The sequence below is a fragment of the Acinetobacter sp. SWAC5 genome (genome assembly GCF_003419885.1).
In the GTDB taxonomy this organism is placed as follows: Bacteria; Pseudomonadota; Gammaproteobacteria; order Pseudomonadales; family Moraxellaceae; genus Acinetobacter; species Acinetobacter cumulans.
This window is the reverse complement of sequence record NZ_QUWR01000022.1, coordinates 21,049-33,646: the sequence shown is the minus strand read 5'-3', so window position 1 is coordinate 33,646 and position 12,598 is coordinate 21,049. Positions and strand designations below refer to the sequence as shown.

Below are 12,598 nucleotides of genomic sequence, written 5' to 3'. Positions count from 1 at the left end.
TAGAAATTGCAAACCATAAGATGTTATATTTGAGCGAGGTTGGAATTATGTATGAAATGTGAATGCTTTAAAAACTGATATATATTATCAACTTTTTAGAATTTTACGCCTAATAGAATACATACAACTTGTTAGAATGCCTTATACTAAATCAGCCACCCTCACACACTTTTTATGGATGACCAGTATAGTGAAAGATTCAATCTTTGCTGATGTTATATCAAAGTTGAATGCGGAAGTTTTTACGCAAAAAGCTGGTCGCTTATACCCTCCTGTCAGTCAATTATTGGCACTGGAGAAAAAGTTAGCATTATGTACAGCATCATTGGTTAAAAGCGTAGACATTCCAGACTATAAACAGCTAGAACGCCTGTTTTGGGATAACGTAAATCATACCTATGGCACTGGTTATTTTGCGGAGATTCCTAAGTGGGGTTCCAACATCTTTATCCCATTACAGGTATGGGAAAGTGTGTTACAGCCTTATGCATTGTTCTATAAAAATATGAACCCTGAGTTTAACTTTTATGACTTTGCATTTACGACTGCAGCGTTGAGCGCTTGGCGGTACAGCCAACCCGTGCTAAAGCTTGAAAATGATGTATATCGCACCCTATTGAATGATGAAAACGGTCGCTATGTCGATGGTCATTTGCTGAATTACTACTTTCAGTGGACCAACTTTATTCATACACCAGGTCTAGGACACAACGACAAACCTTTATATGGTTTTTTCGCGCATCAAAACGAAGTTTTGTTTAACGGCAACAACGTTAAAGTATTGATCATTGTGTTTTGCTATGAAGATACTGAAGCCAACATATCTGATGAAGATGCTTTAAGCTTAACCTCTAATTGGGGTGACTATGTGGTTTTAGAGTATCGCACGGATACTATTAAAACTATTAAAGATAGTTTGATTGGTACCAACCTTAAAAGTAGTCCTGAGCTATTAATCTTACTTGGTAAAATGCTTAGCTTATTTAATTTCTCTATTCATCCTAAAACTGACATCTACAATCACCGTGGCTACCTGATGCAACCCACGTATAACGATACGATTGATTCATTTCTCAGTAGTTATAGAAAGCACAAAGGTATGCCAGTACGCCGTGGCGTAGGTAAATCACCCTCTAGCAATCAACGCCGTGAAGTCCTCTATCATGTCCACGCACCAAGCTGTCCACGCCTGTTTGATACTGGTCTGAACACTGGTTTTGTGTCGCGCATGCACAAGAGTAGCCATATCGCTAATGACCATTTTAATACACTACATTGGCTTAAAACTGATACTGGCTTAAAACTAATTTCAGGTAGTTTATATACTCAAGAAACCGAAACTAAACTTATTAAATCAATTCAAAATTACTTTTATGGTAATAATACTTAAAGGTTTTCATTCTTTTTTCCTTAAACCTGTTATATACTTTTAATACCCATTTCAATCAATGAAGTATTATGCGTTTCGAGTTCGATCCATCATTTATATCTCATGTTGCAGTACGATTAGATGGCACTTCCTTAAAATCATTTTTAGACAACCTTGGAAACGTATCTTTTCAAGAAGCTGAAAGTTATTTAAGCAATCTAATTAAAGGGAATTATGAGCAAGACGATTTTACAGTTGGATTGAAAGTTAAACCTAAAAACCACAATCAAACAGAATTATTAGGGCATCTTTATAAAAATAGTGCCTTTCAATCGGTTTCAACTGAAGTATCGGATCTCGACACCCAAAACATGCACAATGACATCGCTCAATTCGTTCAAAGCTATGCCAATGTTGCAGATCTTCAGTACAACAGTAATTTCTTGGACAAGCAGACGTTTAAGCATGAAAAAACGTTAGATAGCTATATCTTCACAGAATTAATGCTGCAGTTCACCAACAATAATACCGTGAAGTTTCGTGTGGACGGCGAATATGTCACAGTGATTAATACTGAGCTAACCTCTAAATACATCTATTTTAACGACAACAAGAATAAGCGGATCTGTAAGTTTTTAAGTAAAAATATGCATCCAGCTTATTTAGAGTCATTCTTAGAGCAGATGCATATTATTAAAATTGATTCTGAGCAGTACTTTTATAATGCAGTCGTGAATAACACAATAAGTTATGATGCTGACGTTAACGCCTTTATGGACCAATCTCAGAATTTTTTAAATACCCTTGTGAAAGGTTATAAAAAACTGATCTTAAACAACGTGCGATTTAATCTTTACGAATTCTTAGAAGACGACCTTGAAAGTGTCATCCTAAACCGTATCACTAAGGCATGGCATTACGCTCACGAAATTACGTTGCAAACCAACAACCCATCAAAATATGTAGTCGCTCAACCGCTGGTTATAAAATATTTATAAGTGAGTTTCTTTATTTATGAACCCCCTCATGATCAAGTATGGTATCGATATTGGTACGCTATCTAAAATATTTAGATCGCATCTTGAAAATGAGGGCATTGTATTTGATCGTGAGAGTGACTTTCAGCTTGAACGAAGCTCTAAACGTATTTACCTCAGAACCAATCACCACAATGACGCCACAAAAAATAAGAAAAAAACGGCCTGGTATCTTGTAGATCTAGATAACGCACGTATGTCTTATGGTTGGTTTCATGCTGGCGGTGCAAACTTCACTTACAGCTTGTATGAATACATTCAAGAAATGGATCTGCAACCTGGTGATACCGTATATACCAAGGAACAGCAAGAAGAAGATCTTAAACGCTTCTTAAGCTCATGCAAAAGTGCTGAGAAGAACAAAAAAGACCAAGAGATATTGGCTCAAATCTATATGGGTTTTGAATGGGCCAGAAGCCTACCCTTACCAAACCGTCCACACAACTACAATGTGAAAAAGCAGATTAGCTTCAGTCATGCTAGATTGTACAATCCAAGCAACTTCACTAAAAATGAGCTGATTGATTATGTCAGCCAGTACTACCCTCAACACAAGAACAGCACCATTATTCTGAACCGTATTATTGATCTGCAACCAGATCTAGATCAACAGTCGCTACGTCAGAACAAGCTTTTAGTTGAGGGGCAAAACCTCAAAAATCAAATCATTTTCCTTCAGACCATCGCTGAACATAAAAACAAGCGTGGTGAAGATAAGTTTACATTACGTGGTGTACTTGCAAACGGCGCTTTCAAAATCTTATTTAAAGATCCATTGGATGCATGGAACCAACATCGGATAATCTTTTGTGAGGGCTACGCCACTGGTGAAGCAATTGCAGAATCAATTCAATACTCTATTCCAGTCATTGTCGTGTACGTGGCTGGCAACATCATGAATGTAGTACGTGATTTCCGTGCCGAATTCCCGTTTTCACGCTTCTATATCTTCAATGATAATGACCATAAAACAGCATTAGAAAGCAAAATAAAGCGCAATCCCGGTATCTATTACGCAACAGAAGCATGCCGAGCTGTAAACGCAGCCATGATTGGACCTGAATTTACTGATGAACAGTTAGATCTAAGTGACTGGAACGATTTTAAGTGTTTGTACGGCGTTGAATACACGCGTGATGTAATACGTCATAAAATGCAAAATGCCGTGTGGACGACTGCAGTTCAAAGCACGGTTAACCCGAACTATTCTATCAGCGCCCTATTCTTTGGCATCAAACAACAGTTGGATGATATAGGCCTCTATCCTGATAGCATGACCAAAAAGAATTGGTTTAGCTTGGTTTTACGTGCATATGCTTTGCTGACTCAACAGGGATTTAGTCAGATCCACCCGATTGAGCTGGTCAAAGAACAATTTATTGAAATTCTTGAACAGATCAGCAAACAACCCCGTAAAGTCACTGGAGCTGAAGAACCAGAACTCCTTCAGGCCTACACAAAACTTGTAGAAATGATCGCACGTAATGATTCAACAACAGCACTGAATCAACAGATTATCGCCGTGATTAATTTATACAAAAATGCAGATTATCCAATTGAATCATTAAAGGTTTGGCTCAAAGATATTGTGAGTAAATCGAACGATCCTGAATGGTCCGAAAACTTCATTAATAATATTTTTATTTCGATAATTTGAATGTCAAACATAAACCCCCAAAGGTAGCAAACTTTTGGGGTTTGTTTTTCTCTAAACTTTCATTGCACTAGGTTTATCGACCTATTTAAAACTAATGTTTCCTGAACCAGTTCGGTTTTGTGACTTATGGATTGGTTTGCCATAAACTTTAACGTTGCCTGAGCCTGAAAGCTGTACTTGAGCAGAATTGATAGCTGTACAAAAGATATTGCCTGAACCAGATAGTGCCACTTCTAAATTGTTGCTTTTCAATGGTAATGCATCAAAATTGCCTGAACCTCTCAAAGATAAGACACAGTGTTCAACGGTACCGTCTAAATCCATATTTCCAGATCCACTAATACTTGCTGTGAATTTATCTTCATTAAGATTTAAGACCTGAATATTGCCTGAACCTTTTAAATCAATAGCTTTTAAATTTGGGTGACTGATCGATACTTCTAACGGTGAACAAGTACTAAAACTTACATTGTCCTGAATAGCTAAAACCAATACACCCCCCTGAAAAGTCGCACTAATAAGATCTACAATATTGTCGTCTGCAGTAATTTCCATTTTAGAAACACTTGAAGCAAAAAACTTCAGACTCATTGGACCTTTCATACAGATTTCGTTAAATGGGTTTACAGGTACTTGCTTAGTCACTGGTTTGCCACTTCCAACGATTTGATAGTTGGAACCTGAACTGTATACATTGCCGTTGCCATTGATTACAACAGAACCCAAAAAAATATGTTTTGACATATAAAGCCTCAAATTATTAAAAGTAATTTAACCCTAAATAAGTGGTCATTCATAACCTATTTAATATCTGTAAATTATAACATTGAGGGCTTAAACATTTTTTATTAAAATAATAAATTAAAGCTTTTAATTTTTCTTTAAACCTTTATTAGACATAGCTTATATTAAAGATTAAACAGAAATGTTTTTAGAATCGGTATATACTAAAAGTATAAATTTTCTTAAGCATATGATTAATAGTCCTATGCAACCTGGGTAGCACATTGCACCTAAATATATATTAGAAATTGGAATTGTTATGGCTGAGAAAGTACCGAGCGCCCGACATAATTGTGATTTAAATACGATGTTTCAGTTTTTCCAAGAAGAACTGGAGCGAAACTACGGATTCGTATTCAAGTCATCTGGTAAATATCAATTCGTGACCGTATTTGATGAAAAAGTGCCTTGCCTCACCGAATCAGATAACCCTAGTAAATCAAGTAGCAACAATGTCAAACCACGAGGGATGTATTGGATCTATCCAAACATGAACCGTGATACTGGTGAATACTGGCCAGTACTCAAAGGACACCGCTTTGGTGTAACTGACATTGAAATCTCAATTGCTTTTGCTGACCACTATAAGAACGTAATCAAGCCTCAACGAGATTCAAACCCTAACTACAAACCACCAAGCAAAGAAGATGTTGATCGCCGTGTACGTGAGTTTGAAGAAGCTCAAAAGAAGCATCTACTTCAACAAGAAAAAGAGCTCTTAGCTGCACAAATCGCTATCCGTATTGAGTGGCAACGTGCTGGTAAAATTATTGACGATTCATTTTTTAATAATAAAACTGGAAGCCTTCAGACCTTTAAACGCGACATTCGACAAATGCCGTATATGGTTGAAAAGAACCTAGAGCCATACGGCGCTAAAATCATGCGTAAAGATAACTTTACCCGTGATGAAGCCATTGAAGCAGTAAAGCGTGAACTTCCTGAATCAGCTACCAATCAACAGCTTCTCGTTGAAACAGTAGAGAATGTATTAGCGTATCAAAAGCATTTCATCAACTTTGAACCTGAGCTTGAGGGCGAAAAGAAAAAAGGCTTTGATTTACGTAAAAGCAGAGCTGTCATTCTTGCACCGTTAATTGACACCAATAACAAAGTCGTCAATTTACAGCGTATCACCCACCATCGCCAAAAAAAGCGCAACAAAGAAACCAACAAGCTTGAAGAAGTACTGCATAAGGGTAAGTACTTTTTTGATAAAGCCAAAACGAAAGATGCATTCTTGCCTGTTAGCAAAAATCCTGATGTTGGCTATGAAGTCTTTAACCCGAATGCAAAGAACTATTTGATCAAGGAGGGTTGGGCAACAGCGATCAGCGCACGTAAGGCGTTGGATGCTGGTTTAGAGCTTGGTTTATTGGGTGAGGGTTTTACTGCAGAAAACACACAAGTTTTAGCGTCATACAGTAAATCCAATATCTCAAGTGTTGCTGAGCTTATCTGCAGTATCAATCCTGAAGCCAATATATTTGTTGGTTATGATAACGATGCTGGCCAAACGCTTGAGTCTGGTTTGAATCCTGGCTTACAAGAAGCTTGTCACAACTTTTCATTAAGTGGTGTGTTAGGTGATGTGAGCAAACATGAAAATACACGTATCACCCTACCCCCGGTTTTCCAAAATAAATTATCTGTTTCTGATTGGGATGATGCTCGTCAATATTTAGGTGTTGAACGTTTAGCTGCAGAGTTGGCAAAAGAACTGAATAACGCCGTCAAACGTATAGACAACAAGATCCCTGAAGTTGCGTATGCAATTAACCGCTACAACCGTCAACGCGAAGCTTATGCAACCAAGTTCCCTAATAAAGAATACCAACCGAATTACGGCATTGTGATTGCACAATCAGATGAAAAATATCTGGAATTGCAGAACATACGTGCTAAAAACCAAGCAAATATTGAAAATTACAACGCAAATATTGAAAAGCGTAAACAAGATCTATCAAAAGCTAACTATGATGGACCAGCTGGTACAGGTAGCACGAAATCCTATGCAAAACCAAAGTACCAACCGCCGTCATTTGATAAAGCATTTGATGATAAACCAACTCCAACCGCTACGGCACCCGTATCTACGCCCGTCATGACTCTTGAGGGCATTAAGTCTTATATGGAGATCCTTTCTGAAATTGATGTCACCAAAGTTCAAAATGATGTTTTGAAAGTTGTCGCTACTGCAGATGGCCATCAAAAGATTAAAGCCGGTGATATTGAATTCGAGAAAATGGGTGCCAAAGAACCAACCAGTAGCACAAACCCAAGTATGGATAGCATGCAAAATACCAAAGTACATATTGATGTATCCAAGGACATCAACAAAGATACAGTTAAATTGCAGAGTGTGGATCGTTCGACCATTCCCGAACAAAATCTTCAGCAAGGTATCGATCATCAAAGCTACGCTAAGTCAGCTATCTTTACCGCTTTTTGGCTTCATTCAGCAGAAATGTATAAAGCTAGAAAGTTAATTCATGAAGCTGGTATTAGTACTGCCGATGTTGAGGGTTCAATTGCTGTCGCTGAAGATAAGCTCAATAAAGCTCAGGAAGAAGTTTCTAAGAAGCGGTCGTATCCTGAACTTTTTGTGATTAGTGCGTCTGATAGCGAATACCGTGCGTCAATCATGAAAGTTTTATCTGATTTAGAGGCTGCACATCCAGAGTGGCAGAATCTCAAAACATTTAGAGAAAATCTTACTGATAGGACCATTGCATTTGATCAATTGAATCTGGATACATTGAAGATCAAAAACAAAGTAGTGCATTTGATTGTCAGTAATGTGACCAATGATCAAAACTATCTAAAGGTTCAAGAAAGCCTCACCACCCTTTTAGATACATCGAACAGCTTGTCTTTGGACCGTCAACAAAAGTTCAATCTTGTGAACAGTCTAAGTAAAACATTAAACAACATGGCCAAACTGTTAGATGAACCACCAGTCTTCCAAAGACTGAACGATTTCTTTACTCGTTTTGAAAAGCGTGTAGATGATCTCGTTCTAGGTGATGGTCTAAAGCTGTATGGTATAGAACCGCAGAATTTAAACAAAACTAACGAACGTGGACAGTCGTTCGATATGTAAAAGCAGATATGAAAAAGCCCCGAATATCGGGGCTTCTTTTTGAGTCAATGTTTTCAAGATTAGTGTGGCAATGTTGCCCTAAAATCCAATGCAAAATCAGTTTCACCACGAGGATCGCTATTAAAGAACTTGAAGCCTAAACACTTAATCTCTTTATAGCCCATACTCTCCACCTCTTTTAAGAAGCTCTTATAACCTTCGTCATCCTCTTCATCTGGATCAAAAATTACAGAACTCTCGTCACTCAAGCTGATCAGTACTTCTTCCTTCCACTCGTCATTCACCAACAAATGACCGCCTTTAGGCTCAATCAAACATTGATAGTACATCTCTTGGTTCACCGTATCATTCACGATCAACATATAGTCTGGACTGAATCTACGGCCATCAATAGGACTAAATAACCAGTAGTCTAGCTCATTACGTATTAAGTAAATTTCAGCATCTTTATATTGACGTTTAAGGGCATCAATTTGAGTCGAAATGAATTTTACGAATAGCTTCTCTTCACTCGTACCGTAGTTTTCACTATAAGCATACCAATCGGCACCCTCAACATTAAACTTCAGTTGTTCATTTGGGTGCAACGATTGTGCGATCGCACGTTCGTCTGGAGCATTGACAGTGATTTCACCCGTATCAGGATTTTCAACAGGGAAAGCAACCAAGTAAATGTTTTTCTCTTGCTGAAAAACAGTAGACAGCGATTTAGGTTTAAAGGTTTTACTACCCGTGATACGTGGCATATGACGATCAATAGCCTTACGTACCTCAGGTAAAATTATGCCCAAAAGTAGCTGATATTTTTCATCAATGGTCAGATCGTGAATATCCTTATCTTCAGTATATGAATAGCGGATCTGATAAAGCGGTAGGTAGTTATCGATTAATTCATCCATACTATCTAACCCAACGATATGCTCTCTTAGATAGTTAAATCTAAAAAAGTTCCCTTCAGTCGCAACGAGCGCCTTTTTCAAGACCGGTCGGCTAAAGTATTCTTCAGTCAGATCGATGGTTTTATGGTTAACTTCAGCTTGGATCTGATTCTGTTGCTTGTCGGTCAAGCTACCAGCATGCAATTGGTATGCACTGGCTTTGATTTCACGCTTAAAAGTCGTATCAATCTCAGAATCAGTCGTTTTATTTCTAAATTCTTGCTGATTGACTAAGACAAAACCTTTCTTATATGTCTCACTGTTCATAAAGTCAGATTTAAGCGTGATTGTGTGCTTTTCAGTGGATTTATTAATAATCCCTTCACCTAGAAGCTCTAACTTTAAGTTGTCGTAAAACGTGCCAGTCTTAACAAAGTGGTACATGAACGTTTCAAGTACACGCCCGTATTCATCAATCGCATTGTCAAACTTACGTTTGTACTGGTCAAACTCATAGCCATGTTCTTTATCAAACAAGTCAAGGTTATCATTATTCAAACGATATGATTTATGCAGTTTATATGGGCATAAACGAGCACCACGGCCAATCAACTGAATATCTTGCAGCGATACTTTTTTCGCTGCAGAAATATCAAAGTGAATGATGTCATAGAGACTTAAAACATCCCAACCTTCTGTGAGTGCATCAACTGAAAATATCACCCGATTATAGTTTTTAGGATCATCTAAAATCGGCAACAAAGTTGAATTGGTTTTATCCGTTGAGTTGTAAACAAACGTGTTATCTGAAGAAAAACGAATTTTAATTTCAGAAATAAATGATTTTAAACCATCTCTATCGCTGATCGTGGATAGACCAGACTTCGGAGAGGCAATCCAAGCAAACATTTGACGCAAGAAACGAAAGCTATCTTCAGCGTCTTGCAAATTAGTCTGATTGGTTTCACTTAGCTTTTTCAGATAATCTAAATCTTGTGGCTTAAGTGAATTAATCACCTTATGGAAAAATTCACGGTCTAGCTTGCTTTGTTTAATGTTGGTTGATTTCACCAATATAATTGGGTTGATCGTGACTTGCATATCACGCTCAGCGAATAAACGTCTGTATTCACTCAATACAACGGCATTAATCACCAATAAGCGTTTTTGATCGGCGATCTGAGTTTCAGTGTTGTAAAGGAAGCAAACCGCTTTACTGTAACCTTCCTTATTGAATCTCAAGAAATCGTATTTATAGACTAATTTGTCCTGATACTTCCTATGGATGGCACTATTGCCCAAGTCAACAGTAGCAGTAAACTCCAGCAAAAGATTATCTGGCCGTGCCTTGATTGCAGTATTGACCGAAGTTTCCCAATTGGTAATCGCTTCATCATCTTCTTTTATCTTCTTACGTGTATTCACGTTAAGTCGATGCGCTTCATCTGCAATCAGAACAATTTTATTATTCAAGAAATCTTCTGCAGACAAACCATTTTCTACCTCATTCACAAGTTTGTTGTAGAGGAACGCCGTACTTAAAAACATAAAGTTAATAGCGTTGCCTTGTGAATCTGGAAAGAGTTTGATTTCTTTAACAGGAATAGAACGTCCATTGATTTTCACGCCGTTCTTATTGAAAAGATACTTTTCAAATTGCGGATCAATAAAGTTCATATAGGCCTGTTCAATAATCTGCAATTGATGGACCATAAATATGAAATTACGGTAGCCTTTCTCATATAAAAAGAGAATAACAGCAGCCATGGTGAGCGTTTTACCGGCACCAGTTGACATATTGAAAAGTAAGTGTTTGGCTTTAGTCGGATCTTGATCATAGATCCAGATAAAATGCTTTACAGCCTCTTCTTGATACCCCCTTAAAGTACGCGACAAGTTATCAGTGATATAGCGAGGGATAGTAAAGTTTTTAGCCCACTCAATGTATTCACTGTCGTTTTCAATACGATAATATAGGAAGTCTTTTAAGGTATCTTTTACCAATGTTGGGCTTAATCTAGACATTAGGTGCACCATAAAACTTATCAGTGAGCGCAATCTCTTCCTGAGTGACTTTGAATTTTGAATCCAACATATCTGCATGGTTTAGATATAGCTGGTTTTCATCCAAAACTTGCAATAAAAGCACTTTACGATCGTCTAGTGATAAAGCCCTAAATGATTCCTCACGCTCAAAGTCTTTTTTATCAAACCAAAACTTTAAAAAGGCATTCTGAGCCATTTCATTATAAATACTGTCCAGCTCACCTTTACTTGTTGCAGCCAAGATTCCATCTTGATAGGCCTGGTTATAGCGCTTCAGTTCAAAATAAACAAATGAACCGCCACCATTCCAATTTACAAGTTTAGAGATACCGCCGTCCTCACCGTTTATTACGCGTTTTAAGCGTGTTTTGGTGATTTCATCAATATAGTCCATCTGCTCAATCGCAATCCATTTGCGACCCAATTTATGCGCCACAGCAGCCGTAGTACCCGAACCTGAGAAAAAGTCGAGCACAAGATCTCCTTCATCCGTGGCGATCTCAATAATACGCTGTAAAAGTAGTTCTGGTTTTTTCCCATTCGGGAACAATACACCACCCTCTTTTGTTAAATTGTTCAGCGGAAAGCCATCCCAAAAGGTGCCAGCTTTTTCAAGCTTGAAGATATATTTCCCTCTTTTGACCGCAATATCACTCAACCAAGCAATTTGATCGCACTTGGCACCCTTGTAATAGACAGTCGTTACCTTATTTTTGTTTTTTCCAGATCTAGGCACATATTCAATGCTTAATAGCTCATGATCCCCGGTTACACCTTCCATCACGCGTGTTCTAATTGAGCTTTGAGCATTCGTGTCGCGCATAATCTTATCAAAGTACTTCAGATAGCATTCAGCTTCAGTCAGGTTTTCTTCTTCCATCACCTTTTTGATCGGCTCTAGAACCACACCTTTATGCGTATAAACCTCAATCGGCTCACCTGAACCATCTGTTAATGTCTTAATGTGCTCTTTGGTACCAACGCTTTTTAAGATACGCGTATACTTCCAGCTCTTTTTAAGCTGCTTCATGGTTTCTAGATATTCAAACAATTCTACTTCGTCATAGAAATCGTTGAACTTTTTAAAACCATTCTCACTATTCATATTTTTGGTGTAAATCAAAATATATTCGATATTTTTCTTCAGGCGCTTGTCTTCGCCACCACCAGAAGCACCAGACGTTTGTTTCATTTTTACTGAAACTTGGTTTAAGTAGTTTTCACGACCAAAGACTTCATCTGCTAAAACTTTTAGATATGCTTGTTCATTGTCATCACATTGAATGAAAACCAGGCCATCTTCTTTGAGCAAATCCTTTACGACTTCCAAGCGATTTTTAATAAATAATAACCAAGAAGAATGTGTAAATGTGTCGTTATATTTGAATCCATCGTTCTCAGTATTGTATGGATATATATACCTATATTTAATAAAAATTAAATAATTTATTGTTTTATAAATAAATAGACCTCTTGCGTTAGTCAAAATTTAATCAGTGATAAGCGTTGATTTTTAAATAAATATCAACATCTAAAATAGTCATTAAAGATACTTTCGCAAGAGGTCTAATATAAATATTAAAATTACATAAACAGAATATTACGTTAAATTAATAAAAGATCTATGGCTATTTTGACCGTAAATTTACACTGATAGTTTTCTAAAAACAGTAATAAATACAAATAGAATTTTCTCTCGAGATACTAGCAAGTGATTCGAGGTGA

General features: G+C 37.4%; 7 protein-coding genes. 4 read left to right on the top strand and 3 right to left on the bottom strand.

The window, feature by feature from the left end; genetic code table 11:
* The first annotated feature begins 190 nt into the window (after positions 1 to 190).
* The 3 genes from DYI81_RS14630 to DYI81_RS14620 all read left to right on the top strand — a co-directional run bounded on the left by DYI81_RS14630 (position 191) and on the right by DYI81_RS14620 (position 4,063).
* Entirely contained in the window at positions 191 to 1,390 is a 1,200-nt protein-coding gene (locus DYI81_RS14630; protein WP_114190206.1) for a hypothetical protein, read from the top strand.
* Positions 1,391 to 1,458: 68 nt separating this feature from the next.
* The gene (locus DYI81_RS14625; RefSeq protein WP_005006163.1) at positions 1,459 to 2,367 is read left to right on the top strand and encodes a hypothetical protein; all 909 of its coding nucleotides are present in this window, start codon (positions 1,459 to 1,461) and stop codon (positions 2,365 to 2,367) included.
* Between the two features lie 28 nt (positions 2,368 to 2,395).
* Entirely contained in the window at positions 2,396 to 4,063 is a 1,668-nt protein-coding gene (locus DYI81_RS14620) for a virulence-associated e family protein (RefSeq protein ID WP_240627428.1), read from the top strand.
* Between the two features lie 81 nt (positions 4,064 to 4,144).
* On the opposite strand, the gene DYI81_RS14615 is transcribed toward DYI81_RS14620, so the two are convergent.
* Entirely contained in the window at positions 4,145 to 4,807 is a 663-nt protein-coding gene (locus tag DYI81_RS14615) for a DUF2807 domain-containing protein (protein WP_058952595.1), read from the bottom strand.
* A gap of 298 nt (positions 4,808 to 5,105) precedes the next feature.
* On the opposite strand from DYI81_RS14615, the gene DYI81_RS14610 reads away from it, so the two are divergent.
* The gene (locus DYI81_RS14610) at positions 5,106 to 7,949 is read left to right on the top strand and encodes a hypothetical protein (protein ID WP_058952594.1); all 2,844 of its coding nucleotides are present in this window, start codon (positions 5,106 to 5,108) and stop codon (positions 7,947 to 7,949) included.
* Between the two features lie 59 nt (positions 7,950 to 8,008).
* Here DYI81_RS14610 and DYI81_RS14605 read toward each other — a convergent pair whose 3' ends face one another.
* Complete coding sequence (locus DYI81_RS14605) at positions 8,009 to 10,852, bottom strand: DEAD/DEAH box helicase family protein (protein WP_058952593.1); 2,844 nt, start codon at positions 10,850 to 10,852, stop codon at positions 8,009 to 8,011.
* Entirely contained in the window at positions 10,845 to 12,359 is a 1,515-nt protein-coding gene (locus DYI81_RS14600) for a site-specific DNA-methyltransferase (RefSeq protein WP_240627426.1), read from the bottom strand. Before DYI81_RS14600 ends, DYI81_RS14605 begins: the two co-directional genes overlap by 8 nt.
* Between the last annotated feature and the right edge of the window lie 239 nt (positions 12,360 to 12,598).